This window comes from Pseudodesulfovibrio profundus (assembly GCF_900217235.1).
GTDB classification, from domain to species: domain Bacteria; phylum Desulfobacterota; class Desulfovibrionia; order Desulfovibrionales; family Desulfovibrionaceae; genus Pseudodesulfovibrio; species Pseudodesulfovibrio profundus.
This window is the reverse complement of sequence record NZ_LT907975.1, coordinates 2786952-2807517: the sequence shown is the minus strand read 5'-3', so window position 1 is coordinate 2807517 and position 20566 is coordinate 2786952. Positions and strand designations below refer to the sequence as shown.

General features: G+C 53.5%; 24 protein-coding genes. 10 read left to right on the top strand and 14 right to left on the bottom strand.

Annotation, left to right across the window (positions count from 1 at the left end):
* Window positions 1–41 precede the first annotated feature (41 nt).
* Window positions 42–1577 (bottom strand): bifunctional GNAT family N-acetyltransferase/carbon-nitrogen hydrolase family protein, encoded by a 1536-nt coding sequence (locus DPRO_RS13245; RefSeq protein WP_097012484.1) that lies wholly within the window; start codon window positions 1575–1577, stop codon window positions 42–44.
* A 36-nt stretch (window positions 1578–1613) separates the two neighbouring features.
* Window positions 1614–2642 carry a succinylglutamate desuccinylase/aspartoacylase family protein gene (locus DPRO_RS13240; protein ID WP_097012483.1) on the bottom strand — a complete coding sequence of 343 codons (1029 nt, stop codon included), beginning with the start codon at window positions 2640–2642 and terminating at the stop codon, window positions 1614–1616.
* A 306-nt stretch (window positions 2643–2948) separates the two neighbouring features.
* Here DPRO_RS13240 and DPRO_RS13235 point away from each other — a divergent pair, with 306 nt between their 5' ends.
* From DPRO_RS13235 to DPRO_RS13220, 4 genes are all read left to right on the top strand, one after another.
* Complete coding sequence (locus DPRO_RS13235; protein WP_097012482.1) at window positions 2949–3290, top strand: cytoplasmic protein; 342 nt, start codon at window positions 2949–2951, stop codon at window positions 3288–3290.
* Between the two features lie 456 nt (window positions 3291–3746).
* Window positions 3747–5231, top strand: a complete 1485-nt coding sequence (locus tag DPRO_RS13230; RefSeq protein ID WP_097012481.1) for a sodium-dependent transporter — start codon at window positions 3747–3749, stop codon at window positions 5229–5231.
* Between the two features lie 9 nt (window positions 5232–5240).
* Window positions 5241–5342 (top strand): MetS family NSS transporter small subunit, encoded by a 102-nt coding sequence (locus DPRO_RS13225; protein ID WP_097012480.1) that lies wholly within the window; start codon window positions 5241–5243, stop codon window positions 5340–5342.
* A gap of 152 nt (window positions 5343–5494) precedes the next feature.
* Complete coding sequence (locus DPRO_RS13220; protein WP_157917482.1) at window positions 5495–6601, top strand: substrate-binding domain-containing protein; 1107 nt, start codon at window positions 5495–5497, stop codon at window positions 6599–6601.
* Here the strand turns inward: DPRO_RS13220 and trhA are convergent, their stop codons facing one another.
* The 7 genes from trhA to rlmD form a co-directional block, all read right to left on the bottom strand.
* Window positions 6602–7243, bottom strand: a complete 642-nt coding sequence (gene trhA / locus DPRO_RS13215) for a PAQR family membrane homeostasis protein TrhA (protein WP_097012478.1) — start codon at window positions 7241–7243, stop codon at window positions 6602–6604.
* 139 nt (window positions 7244–7382) lie between these two features.
* Window positions 7383–7829: an RrF2 family transcriptional regulator gene (locus tag DPRO_RS13210; RefSeq protein ID WP_097012477.1), complete on the bottom strand. Its 447-nt coding sequence runs from the start codon at window positions 7827–7829 to the stop codon at window positions 7383–7385.
* Between the two features lie 44 nt (window positions 7830–7873).
* Window positions 7874–8185 (bottom strand): hypothetical protein, encoded by a 312-nt coding sequence (locus DPRO_RS13205; protein WP_157917481.1) that lies wholly within the window; start codon window positions 8183–8185, stop codon window positions 7874–7876.
* Window positions 8186–8295: 110 nt separating this feature from the next.
* Window positions 8296–8883, bottom strand: coding sequence for a hypothetical protein (locus DPRO_RS13200; RefSeq protein WP_097012475.1), 588 nt, complete (start codon window positions 8881–8883; stop codon window positions 8296–8298).
* Between the two features lie 3 nt (window positions 8884–8886).
* The gene (gene cbiM / locus DPRO_RS13195) at window positions 8887–9504 is read right to left on the bottom strand and encodes a cobalt transporter CbiM (protein ID WP_097012474.1); all 618 of its coding nucleotides are present in this window, start codon (window positions 9502–9504) and stop codon (window positions 8887–8889) included.
* Between the two features lie 183 nt (window positions 9505–9687).
* The gene (locus DPRO_RS13190) at window positions 9688–10935 is read right to left on the bottom strand and encodes an HD domain-containing protein (RefSeq protein ID WP_097012473.1); all 1248 of its coding nucleotides are present in this window, start codon (window positions 10933–10935) and stop codon (window positions 9688–9690) included.
* Window positions 10936–11066: 131 nt separating this feature from the next.
* Window positions 11067–12449 carry a 23S rRNA (uracil(1939)-C(5))-methyltransferase RlmD gene (rlmD, locus tag DPRO_RS13185; protein WP_097012472.1) on the bottom strand — a complete coding sequence of 461 codons (1383 nt, stop codon included), beginning with the start codon at window positions 12447–12449 and terminating at the stop codon, window positions 11067–11069.
* Between the two features lie 101 nt (window positions 12450–12550).
* Here rlmD and DPRO_RS13180 point away from each other — a divergent pair, with 101 nt between their 5' ends.
* Together DPRO_RS13180 and DPRO_RS13175 are read left to right on the top strand one after the other, a co-directional pair.
* Window positions 12551–12823, top strand: coding sequence for a hypothetical protein (locus DPRO_RS13180; RefSeq protein WP_232005584.1), 273 nt, complete (start codon window positions 12551–12553; stop codon window positions 12821–12823).
* A complete protein-coding gene (locus DPRO_RS13175; RefSeq protein WP_097012470.1) occupies window positions 12820–13089 on the top strand; it encodes a hypothetical protein in 270 nt (89 codons plus the stop codon). Before DPRO_RS13180 ends, DPRO_RS13175 begins: the two co-directional genes overlap by 4 nt.
* A gap of 44 nt (window positions 13090–13133) precedes the next feature.
* On the opposite strand, the gene DPRO_RS13170 is transcribed toward DPRO_RS13175, so the two are convergent.
* Window positions 13134–13454, bottom strand: coding sequence for a helix-turn-helix domain-containing protein (locus DPRO_RS13170; RefSeq protein WP_097013751.1), 321 nt, complete (start codon window positions 13452–13454; stop codon window positions 13134–13136).
* Window positions 13455–13651: 197 nt separating this feature from the next.
* Window positions 13652–14422 (bottom strand): DUF3108 domain-containing protein, encoded by a 771-nt coding sequence (locus tag DPRO_RS13165; RefSeq protein WP_097012469.1) that lies wholly within the window; start codon window positions 14420–14422, stop codon window positions 13652–13654.
* Window positions 14423–14564: 142 nt separating this feature from the next.
* Between DPRO_RS13165 and DPRO_RS13160 the strand changes: the two genes are divergently transcribed.
* Window positions 14565–15050: a CBS domain-containing protein gene (locus DPRO_RS13160; protein WP_097012468.1), complete on the top strand. Its 486-nt coding sequence runs from the start codon at window positions 14565–14567 to the stop codon at window positions 15048–15050.
* A 247-nt stretch (window positions 15051–15297) separates the two neighbouring features.
* On the opposite strand, the gene DPRO_RS13155 is transcribed toward DPRO_RS13160, so the two are convergent.
* The 3 genes from DPRO_RS13155 to DPRO_RS13145 form a co-directional block, all read right to left on the bottom strand.
* Window positions 15298–16302, bottom strand: a complete 1005-nt coding sequence (locus DPRO_RS13155; RefSeq protein WP_097012467.1) for an HD-GYP domain-containing protein — start codon at window positions 16300–16302, stop codon at window positions 15298–15300.
* Window positions 16302–17744: a pyruvate kinase gene (gene pyk / locus DPRO_RS13150; RefSeq protein WP_097012466.1), complete on the bottom strand. Its 1443-nt coding sequence runs from the start codon at window positions 17742–17744 to the stop codon at window positions 16302–16304. The genes DPRO_RS13155 and pyk overlap by 1 nt, the downstream gene beginning before the upstream one ends.
* Before the next feature lie 181 nt (window positions 17745–17925).
* The gene (locus tag DPRO_RS13145) at window positions 17926–18585 is read right to left on the bottom strand and encodes an IS1595-like element ISDae1 family transposase (RefSeq protein ID WP_013515367.1); all 660 of its coding nucleotides are present in this window, start codon (window positions 18583–18585) and stop codon (window positions 17926–17928) included.
* Window positions 18586–18787: 202 nt separating this feature from the next.
* On the opposite strand from DPRO_RS13145, the gene DPRO_RS13140 reads away from it, so the two are divergent.
* From DPRO_RS13140 to DPRO_RS13130, 3 genes are read left to right on the top strand one after another with little or no spacing between them, the layout of a single operon-like run.
* Window positions 18788–19234 (top strand): division/cell wall cluster transcriptional repressor MraZ, encoded by a 447-nt coding sequence (locus DPRO_RS13140; RefSeq protein WP_097012465.1) that lies wholly within the window; start codon window positions 18788–18790, stop codon window positions 19232–19234.
* The gene (gene rsmH / locus DPRO_RS13135; protein ID WP_097012464.1) at window positions 19234–20217 is read left to right on the top strand and encodes a 16S rRNA (cytosine(1402)-N(4))-methyltransferase RsmH; all 984 of its coding nucleotides are present in this window, start codon (window positions 19234–19236) and stop codon (window positions 20215–20217) included. The genes DPRO_RS13140 and rsmH overlap by 1 nt, the downstream gene beginning before the upstream one ends.
* Window positions 20214–20498 carry a hypothetical protein gene (locus DPRO_RS13130; protein WP_097012463.1) on the top strand — a complete coding sequence of 95 codons (285 nt, stop codon included), beginning with the start codon at window positions 20214–20216 and terminating at the stop codon, window positions 20496–20498. The genes rsmH and DPRO_RS13130 overlap by 4 nt, the downstream gene beginning before the upstream one ends.
* Window positions 20499–20566 lie beyond the last annotated feature (68 nt).

Below are 20566 nucleotides of genomic sequence, written 5' to 3'. Positions count from 1 at the left end.
GTCGGAGAAATCTAAGGGGAGTGTGACGACAGCCCCTGACTCTACTTCCCGCCTTTCCACCTCAATTCATATAAGTCGGTCCTTCGGCTGTCCATGTTGCGGACGCTTCCCTGGGAGCGGAGTTCCTTGAGCAGGTCGAGGTCGACGTCGGTGATGAGGGTGGTTTCGATGCCCGGGGTCACCTCCGAGGCGATGGCATCGTGGGGGAAGGCAAAGTCGGATGGGGTGAAAATGGCGGACTGGGAGTATTGGATGCCCATGGTTTCCACTTTGGGGATGTTGCCGACACTGCCGGAGATAGCGACAAAACACTCGTTTTCGATGGCTCGGGCCTGAGCGCAGCGGCGCACACGGAGGTAGCCGTTTTTTGTGTCCGTCCAGAAGGGAACAAACAACATTTTCATGCCCTGCATTGTTTGCAGTCGCGCCAATTCCGGGAATTCCACGTCATAGCAGATCAGCACGCCGATCTTGCCGACATCGGTATCAAAAACTTTCAGCTCGTTGCCACCGGTGAAGCCCCAGTGTGCGTCTTCCTCCGGCGTGATGTGCAGCTTGGTCTGACTATCCCAGGTACCGTCACGCCGACACAGGAAGCTGACGTTCTGAAGCGTACCGTCCTCCTGAATCTGGGGAACACTGCCGGTGATGATGTTGATATTGTAGCTGAGAGCCATTTCGGTCATGGCCTGACGCATGCCTTCGGTGTGTTCCGACAACAGCCGCATGGCATCTGCTGGGGACTTGTCATCGTACATGCTGATGAGAGGCGCATTGAGCAGCTCGGGGAAAAGGATGATATCCGACTGGTATGCGCTGACCGTATCAATGAAGAACTCCACCTGCTGCATGAACTCTTCAAACGATTGGAATCGACGCATCTCCCACTGGACAACACTGAGGCGGGCAATGGATTTGGTACGCCCCACCAGTCGAGTTTTCTTCTGGTAGTAGATGTTCACCCATTCCAGCAGTACGGCATTGCCTTTCGAGTGGTGGTCGCCGGGCCAGTAATCATCCAGCAGATTGCGGACATGAAAGTCGTTGGAAATCTGGAAGGTGAGCACCGGGTCGTATATCTCACGGTTCTTGACCTTGAGGATATACTCCTGCGGGGTCATTTCGCTTGATACGTTATGATAGCCGGGAATTCGACCGCCCAGCAAAATGCCCTTGAGATTGAGGTTCTCGGCAATCTCCTTTCTGGCATCGTACAATCGACGGCCAAGTCGCATCCCATGGTACTCCGGGTCCACAAAGACCTCTATCCCGTAGAGGTAGTCTCCCTCGGGATCATGGGATTTGAAGGTACCGTTACTGATGATCCGGTCATAGGTATGCTGCTCGCCGATCAGGCTGAAATCGACGACGATGGACAGTGCAATCGCTATGGGAACGCCATTGTCCTCGATGCAGACCTGACCTTCGGGAAAGATTCTGGTCAGCAGCGCTATCTGCTCTCTCGTCCACGGGGTGTCTATCCCCTTGTAGACCCGCTTGTAAATATTGCGCAGTTCATCATAGTCATCCATGCGGAGATGACGGGTTTGTAGTTTATGCTCAATTTCTTCAGTCATGCGAGCTGTCTCCATCAAAATTAATAAGTAAACCCATCAGGATATGAATTCCTCGTCCATGATGATTTCCGAGAATCTGTCCACGGATGCTTCTGCTTTGGCAAGGGCTTCAAAGCAGGCGATGTGCATCACCGCATCTCCCTTATACACTGTTGGCAAGGATTGAACGCCGATCACCACGCCGTTTTTCGGGGACTCGACAATGGCACTGTGTGAGCCATACGGGTCGAGAATCGCTCCCAACGGCTCCCCTTTGTCGACTCGCTGGCCCAGTTTGACCTTGGCCTTGAACAGGCCGCTGGCATTGGCTCTGCACCATGTCCGGTCGTGAGCCACCTGCATGGGGATTCGCTTTCTCTTTGTTTTTTTCCGTGGAGTCAGCATGCCCAGGTGCTCCATGACAGATGTGATACCCCGAACACCAGCGCGGATGGAGAACTCGTCAAACCGGAGAGACTCCCCGGCTTCAAAAAGCAGAATTTTAACCCCTTGCTCCTCAGCAGTATATCGTAATGTCCCCTCAGTCCCTGACAGAGTGAGAGCTAAAGGAGCCCCAAATGCCTCGGCCATGTTGCGTACGACTTCATCATCCATATTACCACGTAGATGAGGGAGATTCTTCCTGTGGTTGGAGCCTGTGTGCAAATCAATACCGTACTGGCATCGCTCAACAACGTTTTCGAACAGGACGTTGGCTAGCTCTGACGCCAATGACCCACCGGTTTTTCCCGGGAAAAAGCGGTTAAGATCCCTTCTGTCCGGCAAATAGCGCGAGTTGGATGTGAATCCGTAAATATTGACCACAGGAACAGCATACAGTGTCCCGGCCATGGATTTGAGACGCTTGAGATTGATCAGTCGCCGGACGGTCTCAATGCCGTTCAGTTCGTCGCCGTGAATGGCGGCCGTAATGAAGAGGCTCGGCCCCTCGCGCCGTCCATGCCAGACATGAACAGGCATGCCGGAACCTTGCCGCAGGGACGTATCCGGAACAGGGAGGACGATGGTCTTGTGCTCGCCGGGAGCAACAACCTGCCCCGCGATCTCAACAGATGCTCGTTTCATGAAAGCTGCCTTTATGCAGGGCGGGATGCTCTCGACCCCCTACCCCGAATTTCGCATTACCTGGCTTGGCGTTTTCTTCAACTTGATAGCCATAACCAGCGTCTGCCTACTTTTAATCACTACTGCTTTTTAATAAACCCATGATGTATAGTAAAGCCTTCTTCAACAAGATATTACGCATCAATTGAGGGTGTTACAAATTCCACTCAACAAACACACGAAACGAATGCCCCCTTTCAGTTGCACATACGTTCACATGTCGGCTACATTGCCGGCACGTAATGTAACCAACCCAATGGAGTTGATATGTTTTGTTTGTATGCGTTCAACGGCGAATTGATGTGCTTTGTTCATGTGCTGCTCAATGCCGTGGATATGAAGAGCAAAGGGAAAGAAGTGACGATCGTCATTGAGGGAGCAGCGGTCAAACTGATCGGTGAACTGGAAAAGGAAAGTTGTCCGTTTCATGGCCCGTACATGAAGGCCAAGGAAGCGGGTTTGATCAGCGGCGCGTGCAAGGCGTGTTCAGCCAAGCTGGGAGCAACAGAAGCAGTCGAAACCGCAGGTCTGCCACTGCTTGATGACATGATGGGCCATCCTTCCATGGCTGCGTATGCTGACAAGGGGTATACGATCATTACATTCTAGAATGCACTGATGCAGCCCCGACTGCCCAGCAGCGGGGCTGCATCAGTGGTAAAAAAGCGCTGTATTTTCAATATTGAAGCATTTGCTCCATCTTCCTCATTTTTGTTCGGTTTTCCGTTTTTTGGAAGATGGAGATATTTATTTTCCTACAAATATGAAATAATCTTTTCCTGCACACACCCCCGGCACGACTGGCAATTTAGCATGTCCCCCCTTCCTAAACCCCGCGAATTGCCAAAAACAAAGAGTTCTCCGAGGTAGACAAAATCGTTTTTTTTACATAGTGAAAATTCCGTTTTTTGGGGAGAAAAACAGGAAAGAGTCACCGAAAATTTGCTTTTTCGTCAAAATTTCCGACTTTTTCACGTTTGTGGACGATATTTCGACAATCACTGTCTCGTCCTTTCTTGAACCCGCATAAATGCGGGAATGACTTTCTAAAATAGGTGAATCATAATGGCTCAACGTGAACAATGGGGTTCCCGTGCCGGTTTCGTACTGGCAGCGGTTGGCTCCGCGATAGGACTGGGAAACATCTGGCGTTTCCCCTACATGGCGTATGACAACGGCGGCGGCGCCTTCCTCATCCCATACATCTTTGCTCTGCTCACAGCAGGTATTCCCTTCATGATCCTTGAATTCGGCATGGGACATAAATACCGCGGCTCCGCGCCCAAGGTATTCCGTGCTCTCGGCTCGAAATACGAATTTCTCGGCTGGATGCAGGTTCTGGTAGCTCTGGTCATTTCCATTTACTATGTGGCCGTCATCGGCTGGACCATCAACTACACCGGATTTGCCTTTAATCAGGGCTGGGGAGCCGATCCAAAGGCATTCTTCTTCGGTGACTATCTGGGACTGACCGGATCGCCCTTTGAGCTGGGCGGCATCCGCTGGCCCATCCTCGGCGCCTGCACCCTTGCCTGGGGTATCACCTGGCTGGCCATCACCTCCGGTGTTCGCAAAGGTATCGAGCGTGCCTGCAAGGTCCTCATCCCGCTGCTGTTCATCCTGGTGCTGGTGCTCATCGCCCGCGTGGTCAATCTCCCCGGCGCTGCAACCGGCCTCGACTTCCTGTTCCGTCCCGACTTCTCCAAGCTGGCAGACTTCTCTGTCTGGGCCGATGCTTACGGACAGATTTTCTTCTCCCTGTCCATCGGTTTCGCCATCATGCTGGCCTACTCCAGCTACCTGCCCAAGAAATCGGATATCAACAACAACGCGGCCATGACCGTGTTCATCAACTGCGGCTTCTCCCTGCTCGCCGGTGTGATGATCTTCTCCGTGCTGGGTAACATGGCCCAGGCTACCGGCCAGAGTGTCTCTGACGTCGCCGGTGCCGGTGTCGGCCTTGCCTTCATCACCATTCCCGCAGCCATCAACACCATGCCCGCACCCGCCTTCTTCGGCACCCTGTTCTTCCTGTGCCTGACCATGGCGGGCCTCAGCTCCCACATTTCCATCGTGGAAGCTGTCTGTTCCTCTTTCATCGACAAGTTCGGCATCAGCCGCAAACGCACCGCAACCCTGGTTTGCGCATTCGGTTATGCAATGACCCTGGTCTTCACCACTGGCGGCGGCCTGCTGATTCTCGACATCGTCGACCACTTCATCAACAACCTGTGCATCCTGGGCATGGCTCTGGTGGAAATCATCCTGATGGGTTACGTCGTCGGTCTTGATGACATCCGCAAGCACGTCAACGCCACCTCCGACTTCACAGTCGGCTCCCTGTGGCAGATCTTCCTGAAGCTGGTGACTGTCGCTGTCCTCGGTTACACCTTCATCATGAACGTCGTCACCGACATCGGCACCCCGTACGGCGGATACGCCTCTTCGGATCTGATCCTGCTGGGCTGGTCCCTGTTGCCTGTCGCCTTCATTCTGGCACTGGTCCTGAACAAGCGCGAAGCATCCTACGGTTTCGTCAAAAAAGACTAGGAGTTATCCATGTCCACTTCTGCAATTCTGATGATGTGTGTTGGTCTGGGCGTAACATGGGGCGGCGCAATCTACTGCATGCGCCTTGCCATGAGCAAACGCGACAAATAGTCTGGTCTCACTCGAATAAACAGGGGCGGCATCGTATGATGCCGCCCCTTCTTTTTTGAGCCGGAAAATCCCGGAGTTGTCAGCTCACATGTAAAAAGGTTAAGGTTAAAAAAAAGACTAACAACGACCCCAAAGGTTGCAGTGGTGGCAACTTGAAACGAATCATTATTTTCTGTTTTCTCCTGACATTGGCAGGAGCATCAGTGGGAACCTGCCGTTCCGCGGCAGCTTTCGACTCTCCTTACCTGCGGATCGATGATTTCCTGCAGATACACTCGGAGCAACGCGAGCTGATGGACTCCTTCGCCCAACAGGTGCGAAAACCGGCGCGAAGGTACGAATCCGAGGAAAAGACTCCTGTCACCGTCGCCATCATCTACCCTTCCCTACAGGTCTCAGACTACTGGCGCCGCAGCCTTTCTTCATTCAAGGCACGGATGGATGAAATGCGGATCGGATACAATCTTGATCAGTATTATTCGACCCCCGGGAGGAAGGGAGAGCTGGAACAGCACCTTCAGGAAGCGCTCAGCAAAGATCCCGACTACCTTGTCTTCACCCTCGACATCTACGATCACAAGGAGCTCATCGAACCTCTTCTCAAACTGGAACGCCCAAAAATCATCCTGCAAAACATAACGACTCCGCTGAAGGAGTGGGAAGGGAATCAACCCTTTCTCTACGTGGGATTCGATCACGGTCTCGGAGCGCGCCTCCTTGCCGACTATTATATCAAGGCCACCCACGGACGCGGCGGCTACGGCGTGCTCTACTATACCCTCGGATATGTCAGCACCATGCGCGGTGAGACATTCATTCGGTATATGCGGGAAAACAGCGACCTCAAGCTGACCAGAAGCGCCTACACCAGTGGAAGGGCTGAAAATGCGGCCACAGAAGCGCTGAGCATGCTTGCAGACCCCAAACTATCATTCATCTATGCCTGCTCAACCGACGTCGCTCTGGGTGCGATTCTCGCCTTGAAACAGTCCCAGCGCGAGGATGTGCTGATCAACGGCTGGGGCGGCGGCAGTGCGGAACTGGACGCCCTCATGAAAGGCGATCTCGATGTTACAGTCATGCGCATGAACGACGACAACGGCGTAGCCATGGCCGAAGCCATCCTGATGGACAAGCAGGGCAAAAGCGATCTGGTGCCGACCATCTATTATGGCGACATGGTGCTGGTGGACAGTAAAACGTCAGCGGAAGACCTGGACAAACTCAAACAGCGTGCCTTCCGCTATTCCGGCCAATAGCTAGACATACCAATACATCAAGGCGAAATGACACGCGCTTCCACCAATGACAAAGAGGTGGAATATCTCATGGAAGCCAAAACGCTCCGGGAATGGGTCGGGCCACTTAATCGCGTAAACAACGGCCCCGATGGAGTAGACGATGCCCCCTCCGGCCAACCAGAACAACGCCTCCCAGGGAAGCGACTGCACCAGCGGGTATATCCCGACCAGAGCAAGCCACCCCATGGCAAGATAGACCAGCGTTGAAAACCAGCGCGGGGCTGAAAGCCAGAAAATCTTCATGAAGATGCCGCCTATGGCCAGTCCCCAGATGACGCCGAACAGTGACCATCCCCATGGTCCACGAAGTGTTATCAGGCATATTGGCGTGTATGTGGCAGCGATATAAAAGAAGATCATGGAATGATCCACACGACGCAGAAAGCGAACCCATTTTTCCGAAACAGGCAGCCAATGGTAGAGGGTGCTGGCGGTATACAACAGAATCATACCGCCCCCGAATATTGAAAAAGTCACGATATGCCACGGCATGGCAGGATTGACCGAGCGCAGAATCAACAGCACGGTTCCAAGAACAGCCAACAGGGCGCCTATGCAATGGGTCAGCCCGCTCATTGGATCTCGTAGTCTGCTAATCATATCAGCCCCCTCGGCAATATTTACTTACTCATTTTAAAGCACGTGTTTCAGGTAGAGTACAAAAGACTCGGACAAATGCAAAGCCATCCGTACCTTTTGGAAACGGCTAGTCTCTGAACCTATGATGGATTATTAATGGCTAGTCCATGAGCATCGGCGTCGCTTCGGAGGACTCGCACTGCTCCACATCGGCGAGCATATCGGCCAGGGTAAAGCTGTTGAGGCGCTCGTACATGGCTTCTGCCGCCTCGCACCACAGTCGGCGAGTCAGGCAGACATCGATCCGAGAGCATCCCCCTTTACCACTGCGGCACTCCACCAGCGAGTCATCGCCTTCCAACACACGAACGACCTCCCCCATGGGGATTTCCGAGGCCGGACGAGCCAGGGCATGACCTCCACGCGGCCCTCTCTTGCTCTTGATGAAACCGGCATCCTTGAGCTTTCGGATCAGTTTCTCCAGATACTTGACCGAGACACCCTGTCGATCCGCGATATCCTGAATGCGAACCAGTCCATCGCCGCAATGCTGGGCGATATCAACAGCCATCCTTGTACCGTAACGGCTTCGTGTGGTCAGACGCATATGGTTTACCCTTTCTTTTACAGTTCCGTTTTCCGTTCGAGTTGCTAGGAGCCAATGACATTGAGCACGGTCTGAAGCACACTGAGAACAACCATGATCTTGGCCAGTATGGCCCAGACCTTTCGTCCGGTGTACTTGTCGGCACTCCGCCAGATGGCTACGGCAATGAACAAGGTGTAGATTATGGAAATGAACCAGAAGACGAACATCGGCCAGATGGCTCCTGTTCCAGCCAGACTCCGACTGAGGAGGAGGACTATACCGTTGAGCAGGAAGGAAGCCAGAACTCCAAAAATCCAATACGTTTTGACCAAGGCGACTTCGCCCCGCCACAACTGCCTCAAGAAATTCATCATTCCCTCCACATAAAAACGGACTATTTTGTAGGGGAATTAGCACAAAAAAACCGCCACGACAATGGCGGTTCAAACATTTGCTTTCCTGACTCCCCAACTGGGGAATAACATCACGAGCGTCGGCTTTTCATGTAGGCGACTATGCCGAACAGACCTATTATATATCCGATCCCGCCAACAATCTCTGTCACACCCGGGCCGGACTGGTGCATCTCAGACACCATCTGTTTCAATGGAGCAAGCTCCCGGCGGACAACGACCTCGACCTCACTGGCGGTGATGGTGCTCTCTTGAGAAACAGCAACGGCCTTATGCCCATGTTCCGGTTCGGAAGCGGCAAACGGCCCCTTGGCAGCGCCGTATTCAGTATACTTGACGGTCCACTCGGCCTGATGCCCGGTTCCTGCCTTGAGCCGGAGCAGCAGATCCATTTTCTGCGAGCGGGCCTCATCAGGAATGATAAAATCGTATTTGCCATTGTCATCGGTTTCACCGGAAAGAAGCATCGTCCCTGTTGCGGCGTCATACACTTCGATAATGCCGTCATGCACGCGTTTGGATCGACTGTAACCGGAATCGGTGACGATGGAGTTACCGTCCACATAGGCGAACAGGTTGACTTTATGGGCTCTGGAAGTTGCGGCCAGACACAGTGTGATGGCCATGGCGATACAAACTCCGATGAGTAGTCTGCGCATGTATTATCCTCGATCAGCTAAAGAAGACACTGCCAGGGCTTCGGGTTTGACCTTGGCAAGAAACGTATAAACAAAACCAGTGATGACGCCCTCGATAACCATGACGGGAAGATGGGCGGCCAGCAGCACCTTGGCGGCTCCGACAAAGGCTTCGCCGGTCAGGGCGAGGGCTCCGGCGGTCAGCAGGGCACTCAACAGCATGGCCATAAAGCCACAGGCAAAGGCCCCGGCGAATCGGTTCGCGCCATCCTTGCTCAGCATTGGCTTGAAGACATAAAAACAAAGGACTGCCGGAGCAGCCATTGTAAACGTATTAAGACCCAGGACGGTAAACCCGCCAAATTGAAAGAGAACCGCCTGAAGGACCAGCGCGACCAAGATGGAAGGAAACGCTGCCCAGCCCAGTACAACGCCGAGCAACCCGCTCAGTATCAGGTGGGCATTGGCAGGTCCTACAGGAACATGCACCAGGGACGCAATAAAAAAAGCGGCCGAAAGCATGGCCACTGACATGATTTGATCGTAGTCGATCCGCTTCAATCCGATCACGGTCCCCGCGACGGCGAGCCCTGCTCCTCCAAGCAGAACCGGACCCGATAAAACCCCTTCAGAAATATGCATGGATCGACCTTCCTCCGATGTGTCCGAGAAACACCCTGTTCCGGACCATTACGGACATCCGCAATAGCGTGTGAACAATTTGTGATCCGTATACACCCGGTAGTCACTTTTTACAAGGGGTGATTCGACATGTACTCGATAGATGATAGAGGTTGTCGAAAGAGTATGAGTAGGCCCGAACTGCTAATCAAAATCGGCCAACAGGGCACTGACCTGAACCCCGGAAACCACAGGTATTTCATTATACCGGGACCGGATACGAAACAGTGCCTGGTGCAATTGGTCCGATGATATCCCATTTTTCAGGGCCGTATGCGCTTCGATGTAGGCCGCGAGGGAGTCGCAGACCTTGAGCAACGGGCCGTCCTTGGGATCGAGGGAGTCCTGATTGTATTCGCCCGCCATCTGGGACTCGGCTGCAACGACAATCTCTCCATCCCGGCAGACCGTCGCCTTGAATTCGCTGCCCACTTCCAGCCCGAGCAGATATTCGAGCCTGTCGGCTATTTCACTGTAGCCGCCTTCCTTGAGCGGACGAAGCACCACCCTATTCAGTTCGCGAATTTCATATTCATGAATCAGATCGCCAATTTCCTGCGAAGCCCCTTTCACCGGCGAGATGATATCCCGGGTGAGCAGCTCGGGTAGGTCGTGAAACAGCCCGCTGAAAAAGTTGTTCTGGCGACGGGCGCGGCACGCCCCGACCTCCATGCTGAAAAACCATGAATAGGCGGCAACGATGAACATGTGGCCCAGCACCGATGTCTCAGGGACGCGAGGGGTCTGGGACCACCGCTTCTGGAACCGGAGTCGACCGCACATGCGGGCGAACCCGCCGAGCACATTGTTGTCTTCATCCAACAGCTCGGAAACGCCTTCAAGGTCGCGCATGGAATCCAGACGAGCCACGAAACTCTCTTCGATTTCGGTCAGCTCATGGTCCATTCTGTTGATAGACTTGAGCAGCTTAAACTCGGAATAACTGGCGTACAGATGGGCGGCATGAAGGATACGTCTGGCCAGCCCCTTGTCCTCTGGCTGCATCAGATAATCGTTCATGCGTGTCAGGAAATCCTCACCAAGGGGCATGATCCGTGGCCGCAACTGCTGAAGCACCCAGTTGGTCAGGGTGCGGTAGTCGTCGGGGTTTTCCTTGATGCGATAGAAGACAGGCGGCTTGATGTCCGTGATGACCAGCCGGTAGAGGTAATCGAACAGCCCGCCTTCGACGATGGATTCGCCCAGCGCGCGCTTGCGGGCAACATCCATATCCCGGGAATTGAGCAGGAACAGGAGCCAGGCCACGATCATTTTGTGTGCCTGTTTATCCACTTCCACCAGTTCCATAGGGCGGAGCTTGTCATTCCAACGTTTCATGAACGCACCGGAAAAGATGAGTTCGAGGAGGCTTTTTCTGATAATAACGGACATGATGTATGAAGAGTGCCGAAAATACTTGGTAAAAGCAAGAAGACCAGCAAAAAGGGCGTATCGTACAACACGATACGCCCTTATTCAGTGCGATTGCTGACGGCCGGGAATCAGCCGATCATCTGCCGATATTATCGACGAACCAGCAAGGCCACGGTTTCGATGTGGTGGGTGTGGGGGAACATGTCCACCGGACGGACCCGGGTCACATCGTACTTTTCCGCGAGCTGTTTGACATCTCTGGCCAGAGTGGCCGGATCGCAGGACACGGCAACGATTTTCGGCGGTGCCATGCTCAGGATCGACTCGATGGTTTTCGGCTGCATGCCGGACCTCGGCGGATCGACCACGATCAGATCAGGCGTGGGCAGATCCTCAACGCCTTCAATACCGGAATCCAGAGACAATGCGTGAAATTCGCAGTTGTTGATCCGGTTGAGCTTGGCGCTGGACCATGCCTTGCCGATGGCCTCTTCGTTGACTTCATAACCAACGACCTGTGCTGCCTTGTCCGCCAGGTACAACCCGATGGCTCCGGCACCGCAGTACAGATCAAGCACGGTCTCGTTGCCTTCCAGACCGGCGAACTCATCAATGGTGGAGAACAACTCCGCCGCGCCGCCGCTATTGGTCTGGAAGAAGGTGTTCGGCGCAAGGTGGTACCGGATTGAGTCGTCGCCCTTGGGCAAACGCTCTTCTACGAATTTGTGTCCCAGTCGGTACACAACCTCTTCACCGTAGGCCACAGTAGACCGCTTGGTGCGGGTCGAATGCACGTAGGACACAACCTCGGGGAATCGATCGGCAAGAATATCGCCCAACTCTTCTGTCAGGTTGTACTTGCGATCATCCGCCGTGGTGATGAGGTGAACCTGCACCTGACCGATGGATGTATGGCGCAAGACAAGATGACGCCAGAAACCGGTGCCTTCCTGCGGATGGTAAGCCGTCACATTGGAATCGCGACAGAAATCGCGCACACAATGCATAATAGCCACATCGCGTTTGGCACACAGGTGACACTCTTCGAGATCAAAGACTCTGCCCAGACGCTCACTCTTTTCCGGGTGGGCGCGAAGTCCCAGGAACAGCTGGTCATCCTGCTGCTCAAAGGCAAATTCCATTTTGTTTCGGTAGCGCCAGATGGCGGGGGACGCGACCGGCGCGTCCATGGGAGGATTATTCACTCCGCCGATGCGCACCAAACTGCTCTTGACCTGATCGGCCTTCTGAGCCAGTTGTTCGGCATAGTCCAGATCCTGAGCCGTGCAGCCTCCGCACGTGCCATAATGGGGACATGCCGGTTCCACTCGCTTGTCAGAAGGTGAAACCACGGATTCGGCCACGGCCTCGGCGAACCGTTTTTTTACTTTGACCAGACGGGCCTTGACAGTATCGCCCGGCAATCCACCGGCCACGAAGACAGCCATACCGTCTATCCGTGCTACTCCCTTACCACCATAGGCCAGGGATTCGATCTCACATTCCACAACGCTGTTTTTTTCCAGAATCATACTACTCTCCATATTACAATGAGGCGCCTGATTGACATGCTTTTTACCGCCTGTCTATGGTTAATTCCATGATAGACAAAGCGACTGCCATTCCAGTTATCATGAATAAGCTCAAAAAGCTTCCGATAGGACACGCCATCGACCTGCGCACATACAAACGCAACCGCTCGGTCGTCATCGCCCGGATCGGCAAGGATTCATTCGACGTGGTGGAAAAAGGATTCCACGATGATCGGTTCCAACTGCCCCTGTCAAAAATGAAAAAGCTGCTCAAGAACCTGATGAAAAAGGAATTTCCCCGTTCCACGAAAATCCGCTGCTATGACCTCGGGGAATCGGAAGCGGACGTGCATATCAGGAGAAAGAAAATATGATCGACATGGCAAACGCCCTGCCAACCATCATGACGCGCTCAAAAAAGCTCGCCCTTGGCGAAGGCCTTGACCTGCGCACGTTCAAACGGGATCGATCAATCGTCATCATGCGCACCGCCGATGACACCTACTCGATAACCGAGGACGGCTTTCATCGAGAGCAATTCAAGGCAAGCCACAAGAGCCTGAAGAAAATCATGAAAACCTTGCTGAAAAGAGAATTCCCGCGCAGCAACAAGGTGAGGATTTACACCATCACGGAGTAAATGAACGCCCTCCCGGCAGCAGGACGGAAAGGAAATCGCAAGGGCTAGTCTTCGTCATTGCGCCCTATTTTTATGTCATCGAGCTTCTGTTTGACCCATTCGGGATCGTCAAAGACAGCCCGACGCACCTCCTCGGAGACTCGGCCGCACATGGCCATGAGCAATTCAGGGTCATCACCGAGTTCTTCGGCAAGCGCCACCATGCGCTTCTCAGAAAGAGATGCCGGTTCCCCGCGCTCGATTTTACTGAGGTACGAATGGTGTATGCCTATTCTCTGCGCAACTTTCCTGATGGAATAATCCGGATCACTCTCGCGTAGCGACTCACGCCTTGATCGTATATAATCTCCAAAAAGCTTACTCACAACATCCTCGCCCAAATGATATCAAACACTATCCCCCCCTTGCCTGCGTCTACTATACAGTAGCCAACAACCCATGAACAAGATTGAATAAGTATTGACCTTTTATAATCTTTCCAGACGAGCTTCAGACACCATTTCCTTCTTAATTTAACACAAGGCTCAAGCCTAACTGAGAATAAAAATAATTACTGTAATACTCACATGTTGTTTGATTTTGGCGGGCGGTAGTCCACCAGTTCGAGGGTAAAATGCCCCACCACAACTTTGGATCTGACCTTGACCGGGATGCGTCGTTCATCGGCTGAAAACCAGACAACCAGCTCGGCATCCTTGCTTTTTTTGAACACGCCGGACAAGTGCTTGATGTCGAGCACGACCTTGAACGCCCGGATGACTCCCATGGGTGTTTCGACATCCTCTGTTGTCTCGACGTACGATTCACCCATCACGGTCTTTTTGCCATCCGTGACATTCACTCCAAACTGCATGGTCTTGTACAGCAGTTGCTTCCTGAAGTTATAGAGAACCGACATGGTATCAAAGACGATGTCCGGCTGCGGTAGGGTCTCTCTCAGCTCTCCCTTCACATATCGGCGGGTCACGTTCTGGTCCTTGTCAAAAACGAGGTCCACCTTCTTGTGATAGTTGCCTTCGTTCTGATCCTTCAGATGACGAAGAGCGTAGGAAACATCCATATCCGTCCATGATTCCATGGTGTCCCGCACCTTATAGAACGCATCGACCCATGGAACGGTTCGTGCCGTGGCCTTGAAATGGCGAGCTTTGACACCGTTCATTTCCGTATCGGGCATCATTTCCAGTTCGGCATTGCCAGCGTGCACGAAAGTCCAATGAATTTCATAGGAAAGCTTTTCTCCGGGACCAAAGGGAGTCTTCACTCCAGCAGTGGCCAGGCTCGCACACGTCAGCATCAGGATCAGGGCAATAGCAATAGAAATTTTTCTCATACCTTCCTTTTCATATGGTTTATTTTCTAAGTCAAGTATGTGCCAAATACTGACAAATGTAGACAAATTGGCAGGGAAGAGCTAACTATGGAATCAGGAAATACCGGTAATATCTACGTCTAGCCGAAGGAGATACCCTGTTATGATGCTCAGAAAGCGCGCCTGGGACATGATGCGCGACGAATTCCCGACCGTACAGGAAGATGCCAGCCTCGCTGAAACCATCCGCGTCATGCGCAAGGCCATGATCAACGATCCTGATTCACAGGTGGTCGTTGTCAAGAGTAAGGGCGGCAAGCTTGTCGGCGCCATCAATCTCTGGAAGCTGTTCAAGGCCGTTAAGCAGTCGGTCCTGAAGGACGACAACCTCATCAGCGCCGGGGACGTGGATTGGGATCAGCAGTTTGCCAATGCTTGCCTGATCTGCACGCAGATGCGCCTGGATGATTACATCATCCGCAATCCGCCCATCCTGAAGCCCAACGAACCGATCCTTCTCGTGCTCGACACCTTTCTCAAGTCCCGCCGAGATTGGGCGCTGGTCGTCGAGGGCGAGCGCGTCATGGGCGTGGTCTACGTCACCGACGTCTACCGCGAAATGACACGGGATATGGTGCAGGTTTTTTAATCCGACCTATCACGATCAAGACAAAAAGAGCGCCCCGCTTCAATTGAAGCGGGGCGCTTTATATATTGTAATAGATACTATTGCCGAAAGCGGTAAGAATCTGATCCAGGCCATACTCAACGCTGAAAGCACAAGCACGGCTCCCGATGCCAACCGACGCGGTTCATCCCCTAACCGGCGAAGACAACTGGACACAATCGGGCAAGAGCAAAAGATCTTCCCGCTACCGGACTAGAAATACAATCCGTTATTTCTTCATTTTCAAATCAACCATCAGCATGATCTGCAACGCCTTGGTCATCTCCTGATCATACCGACCGTCTGAGGCCAGATCATTGGCCGCCTGGACCATGGTCATGCCTTCGGCGTAGGGCCTGTCGGCAATCATGGCGCAGAAGGAATCGGCCACGGCGCACAACCGTCCGGCAAATCCCTGTTCCTTGCTTTTGGAGGGGTAGCCGGAGCCATTGACCCGCTCATGGTGTTCGGTAACGCACTGCTCGACTTCGGGATAACGCAGGTTGAGCTTGCTCAACATCTCGAACCCGGTCTTGGTGTGATTATTGACCTTGCTTCGCTCATCAGGTCCCAAAGGCTTATTCTTCTCGCGAATGAACGGCGGCACTTTGGCCATGCCCAGATCATGCAGAAACAACCCAGCCGTCATGCGATCAAAGGTCTTGCGTTTCACACCGTCAGTGAAATTCTTGCCCTTGAGTTTGCTCCACAAAGCAAGCCCCAGAAACCCGCTGTTCAAGCTGTGATTTGCCAGTGAATGCTTCTTATGCAGTCTGCGCACCAGTGCTTTGACTCGACGGATATCCTCATACAGATATTCCGTTAGAACCATCAGATCCACCCACAGCTTATCGAACACCGCAGGAACCGGCTGCTCGAAGAACTCTTCCAACCGCCGCGTCAGAGCCTGAGTGAAAATATCAGCGATTTCCTTTTCTTTCAGGTTCTTGTCTACGAGGACAAGATCAAGCTGGTAGCTGATGTGCTTGACGTAAACAGGGTGATCTTCGCGTGAAACGAAAATGAGCCCTTCGTTCGTCATCTGTGCCAGTTCTTCGATCTGCTCGTTACTCAACCGTCCGCCCACTTTGTAGTAGGGCATGATCCGGGCAACATCTTCCTTGAAGCTGTAGATGTTGAGCGGTGGACGGTACTTGTTGAAGCTGCCGAGTATGTCCTGGCTGATCTGGTAGTACTCTTCGTTCAGTCCATCGGGGATGTTGTAATTACTCATCAATTTACTTCTTTAGCTAGCTTTTCATAGAGCTTGACAACGTTGGTCTGGGTCACGGTCTTACCCTTTTCAGGTTGTCCGGCGGTGACGATGACGATATCGCCCTCCACAAAATCTGGAGACTGCCGAACAAAGACCTCTGCCCGTTCCTGATGATCGTCAATGACATCGAGTGGTTCCGCCGGGATAACCCCCCAGGAAAGATTTGTGAAGTGCCGAACGATAGGATCGGAGCTCAACGCATACACTGACTGCTTCGGTCGACGCGACGAAAGGATGCGGGACGTGGCTCCGGATGTGGAGTGACACACAATGGCCTTAGCGTCCGTCTTGCCTGCCAGCATAGCTGCGGCATGGGCCAGGAAAGTGGAGGGGTGCTCCTTTTCCTTGTCTGTCGCCGGACCGGCCAGACCGGATTCGAACATGAATCGTTCGATCTCGTAGGCGATCTTGCGCATGAACCGGACCGTATCTCCGGGGTACCGGCCAATGGCGGTTTCTTCGGAGAGCATGACACAGTCGGCACCATCCAGAATGGCGTTGGCGACGTCCGTGGTTTCCGCACGGGTGGCCATGGGCGAATTGACCATGGAGAGCAGCATCTGAGTTGCCACGATGACCGGCTTTCCGGCAGCGTTGCACGCCTTGATGATGCGCTTCTGGGCAACGGGCAGTTCGGCCAGGTCCAGTTCCAATCCCAGATCACCGCGAGCCACCATGATTCCGTCGGCTTCGGCAATGATTGCATCGAGGCTTTCGAGAGCGGCAATTCGCTCCAGCTTGGCAATGATCGGAATCCGCCGTCCGTACTGAATCATCTCCGCGCGAAGGTTGCAGATATCTTCGGGCTTCTGCACGAAACTCATGGCAACGACATCCACGCCGATCTCCATGCCGATGGCCAGATCCGCCTTGTCCTTTTCGGTCAGCGGTGCGAGCGGAGTCTTGGTGCCCGGGAAGGTAATACCCTTTCGGGGCGGACACATGCCGGAGTTGATCGCCTCCAGTCTGATAAGGAACTCATCCTCGATCTTCTTGACACGAAAACGGATCATTCCATCGGACAAGGCAACCGGGTCGCCCACTTTAACGCCTTCGAACAGTTCAGGAATATCCAGGCAGATGAACGGTTCTTCCACACCTTCGGCCTTGTCGGGAACACCCAGCAGCACTTCGGTCCCCTTGGAGACTTCAATGGCGCCGAGTCCGACATCGCAGGTTCTGATTTTGGGACCGGAGAGGTCCTGCAGGATGGTCAGGGTCAGGCCGGTCTCTTTTTCCAGTCGCCGGATGATGACAACCATCTTTTCGAAAAATTCTCTTCCACCATGGGAAAAGTTCAGGCGAAAGATTTTCGCCCCGGATTCTACCAGTTCCTTGACTGCTTCGTAGGAATCAGTACCAGGCCCGAGTGTTGCGATAATCTTGATATGTCTGTCCATGCTTCCCCCCTTCGGGAATTATCACGTTTTCTGATCTGAAAGGCTATTCTCAGGGCTTCCGCCCAACATGCTTCGGCTTTACCAACTGATTTATCATGGTTTTCCGAAATCGTACATTCGTTACTTTGAGCGAAGTTTAGGCTGCTGCGCGCAAAAAAGCAATAGGGGCTGTCCTAGCTAACTAGGATTTTCCCCGCTGATTAATCCACTTTTTCAGTTGCTTAAGTAACATTTTATGGTCACCACAATTGAACCGCCACTCACACTCTTTAAGGAACAGGAAAAAACTGTCCCTGGGGATGCCGTTGAACCGGCGGAGGTGGCGCTTGGCTTGGTTCCAAAAGTTCTCAATCCCATTGATGTGGTTTTGCCTGTCCACGAACCTTTCAGAGTGATTGATCCGCACATGGTGGAAGTCCGAGACATCCAGCGCATCATAGCTTCTGAAAGCGTCAGTGTACACGATACTGTCCGGCAAGATCATACGCTCCATGATGGGGAGAAGTGTCGTGCTCCGGGCGTTTGGGATCATGACCGTATAAACCCGCCCTCCACGCTTCAACAAGCCGAAAACAGGGACTTTCCCTGCAGCACCTCGACCGCGCTTGCCTTTCCTGACTCCTCCGAAGTAGCTCTCATCAACTTCAATCTCACCGTCGAATGGCGATGCCTTTTCCATCTCATCGGCAATGATTTTCCTCAGCCGAGTGAAAAACGTGGCCGCCGTGTTCTTGTTGACGTCCACCAGTTGAGCGGCAGCACGTGCCGTTGTGCCGGCAATGAAGTGCTCAATGAGCCTGGCCCGCTTCTGTGGGCTGAGCCTGCTTTTCCTTTCGTACATGATGCCATCCTAAGCCTAAGCGGAGTGCTTAGCTAGGACAGCCCCAAGCAATAATACCCGCTTTTTTTTACCCTCTCATTTCATAATTAGCGGTTGACTTTCTCTTGATTTTCAAGCACCGGTGTAAAGAAGTGGATCACATTCCCAATTTTGGGACATAAAGTGGAAGAACAGTGGAGTGAGTCTTCACTCCGGGGGCAGAATGAAATTCAGAGGTCACGCACATAGAAGCCTGGACGACAAGGGACGGCTGGTTTTGCCGCCCGAGTTCCGGGATCTTATCCGGTCGGAAGTACCGGATGCGACCATCGTGCTGACCATCTACGACAAACATGTCATCGGCATTACCCCGGATCAATGGACACTCCTCGAAAGTGAACTGGAAAAGGTGAAAACGCCGAGCCGTGCGCTCCAGAACACCATCCGTATTTTGTACTCCGGTTACACGGAAACGCCTGTGGGCAAGCAGGGACGCATAGCCATTCCCGCGCACCTGCGCAAGTCCGGCAAGCTGGAGAAGGATGTTGTGGTGCTGGGAGCAGGGCGACGCTTTGAGATATGGCCTGCCGACAGTTATGAACGCCTGCTCGACGAGGATTACGACGTGTCCGACGAGCTGGCGGAAAACAACGTCAGCATGCCGTTCTAATGCCTAAGTACAACGTGGACCCGGCGTCCATTCACACAACAGTTCTTTTACATGAGGTGGTTGAGTGGCTTCGCCCCAAACCAGGCGGTCGTTACATGGACGGCACCCTGGGCATGGGCGGGCACAGCCAGGCCATTATGCAGGCTGCAGAAGGTCAGGCAGAGCTGCTGGGGCTCGATAGGGATACAACGGCGCTGGGACATGCGCGGCGGCGGCTTGAGGAATTCGCCGAACGCGTCAACCTGTTCCACCTGCCCTTCTCCCGCTTCGAGGAAGCCCTGGACGAACTCGGATGGGACGAGATTGACGGCGCGGTTCTGGACCTCGGCGTATCGTCCATGCAGCTCGATGAAGCCGATAGAGGATTCAGCTTCATACACGACGGCCCCCTCGACATGCGGATGAACCCGGATTCCGGCGACCCTTCGGCCGCTGATCTGGTGAGAACGCTTAAACACGGTGATCTGGCGCGGATCATCCGGGTCTACGGGGAAGATCCCCTGGCCGGAAAGATAGCGTCTGCAATACTGAAGGCTCGGGATAAAGGAGCGATTACGAGGACGCTCCAATTGGCAGAAATAGTCCGGCTCGCCTATCCGCCCAAGATGCGGCATACGGCCCGGAACCATCCTGCCACCCGAACATTTCAGGGACTGCGCATAGCGGTCAACAGGGAAACAGAGGAACTCGAGTACTACCTTAAAACCATAGTCGGACGACTGAAGCCCGGCGGACGAGTTGCCATTATTTCGTTCCACTCCCTGGAGGACAGGGCAGTGAAACATTCGTTCAGGGATGCCGCTAAAGGATGCAAATGCCCCCCGCATCAAATCCACTGCACCTGCGGCGGCGTTCCCGAACTGAAAGTACTGACGAAAAAACCGCAACTTCCCACCGAAGAAGAGTTGAAAGTGAATTCCAGAAGCCGAAGCGCGAAACTGCGCGTGGCCGAACGACTCACAGCCGATGGAGAGGAAGTATGAGCCAAGTCGACAGAACCCTTTTATGGATGATCCTCACTCTTCTGGGTGCGGCTCTGACTTTGGGTTTGGGAGCAGTATGGCTGAACATCGAGCGTATGGACGTGGCTTACGACCTGCGCAAGATGGAAAAAGAACTGGACCGAAAAAAAGATCTGGCGGTGAAACTGACGGTTGAGAGAAACAACCTGACTTCACCCTACCAGCTCAAACGACTGGCCGGCCAACACGGTTTGGCCGTTGCCGCTCCGGGACAGATTCGCCGCATTGCGGATTCGAGATAACAGGCGCGCGAACATGATGTTCGAAAGACCGTTGACGACAGACCGGACGCGAGGTGCGACAGAGCCCC

Bases quoted from the DNA above. Each gene is read 5' to 3' on its own strand.
- DPRO_RS13155 (WP_097012467.1), bottom strand. From the start codon at position 16,302: ATGAGTAATTACAACATCCCCGATGGACTGAACGAAGAGTACTACCAG.
- DPRO_RS13130 (WP_097012463.1), top strand. From the start codon at position 20,214: ATGAGCCAAGTCGACAGAACCCTTTTATGGATGATCCTCACTCTTCTG.
- DPRO_RS13140 (WP_097012465.1), top strand. From the start codon at position 18,788: ATGAAATTCAGAGGTCACGCACATAGAAGCCTGGACGACAAGGGACGG.
- DPRO_RS13225 (WP_097012480.1), top strand. From the start codon at position 5,241: ATGTCCACTTCTGCAATTCTGATGATGTGTGTTGGTCTGGGCGTAACA.
- pyk (WP_097012466.1), bottom strand. From the start codon at position 17,744: ATGGACAGACATATCAAGATTATCGCAACACTCGGGCCTGGTACTGAT.
- DPRO_RS13160 (WP_097012468.1), top strand. From the start codon at position 14,565: ATGATGCTCAGAAAGCGCGCCTGGGACATGATGCGCGACGAATTCCCG.
- cbiM (WP_097012474.1), bottom strand. From the start codon at position 9,504: ATGCATATTTCTGAAGGGGTTTTATCGGGTCCGGTTCTGCTTGGAGGA.
- rsmH (WP_097012464.1), top strand. From the start codon at position 19,234: ATGCCTAAGTACAACGTGGACCCGGCGTCCATTCACACAACAGTTCTT.
- DPRO_RS13200 (WP_097012475.1), bottom strand. From the start codon at position 8,883: ATGCGCAGACTACTCATCGGAGTTTGTATCGCCATGGCCATCACACTG.
- DPRO_RS13175 (WP_097012470.1), top strand. From the start codon at position 12,820: ATGATCGACATGGCAAACGCCCTGCCAACCATCATGACGCGCTCAAAA.
- DPRO_RS13165 (WP_097012469.1), bottom strand. From the start codon at position 14,422: ATGAGAAAAATTTCTATTGCTATTGCCCTGATCCTGATGCTGACGTGT.
- DPRO_RS13145 (WP_013515367.1), bottom strand. From the start codon at position 18,585: ATGTACGAAAGGAAAAGCAGGCTCAGCCCACAGAAGCGGGCCAGGCTC.
- DPRO_RS13180 (WP_232005584.1), top strand. From the start codon at position 12,551: ATGAATAAGCTCAAAAAGCTTCCGATAGGACACGCCATCGACCTGCGC.
- DPRO_RS13235 (WP_097012482.1), top strand. From the start codon at position 2,949: ATGTTTTGTTTGTATGCGTTCAACGGCGAATTGATGTGCTTTGTTCAT.
- DPRO_RS13240 (WP_097012483.1), bottom strand. From the start codon at position 2,642: ATGAAACGAGCATCTGTTGAGATCGCGGGGCAGGTTGTTGCTCCCGGC.
- DPRO_RS13245 (WP_097012484.1), bottom strand. From the start codon at position 1,577: ATGACTGAAGAAATTGAGCATAAACTACAAACCCGTCATCTCCGCATG.
- rlmD (WP_097012472.1), bottom strand. From the start codon at position 12,449: ATGATTCTGGAAAAAAACAGCGTTGTGGAATGTGAGATCGAATCCCTG.
- trhA (WP_097012478.1), bottom strand. From the start codon at position 7,243: ATGATTAGCAGACTACGAGATCCAATGAGCGGGCTGACCCATTGCATA.
- DPRO_RS13190 (WP_097012473.1), bottom strand. From the start codon at position 10,935: ATGTCCGTTATTATCAGAAAAAGCCTCCTCGAACTCATCTTTTCCGGT.
- DPRO_RS13210 (WP_097012477.1), bottom strand. From the start codon at position 7,829: ATGCGTCTGACCACACGAAGCCGTTACGGTACAAGGATGGCTGTTGAT.
- DPRO_RS13230 (WP_097012481.1), top strand. From the start codon at position 3,747: ATGGCTCAACGTGAACAATGGGGTTCCCGTGCCGGTTTCGTACTGGCA.
- DPRO_RS13205 (WP_157917481.1), bottom strand. From the start codon at position 8,185: ATGATGAATTTCTTGAGGCAGTTGTGGCGGGGCGAAGTCGCCTTGGTC.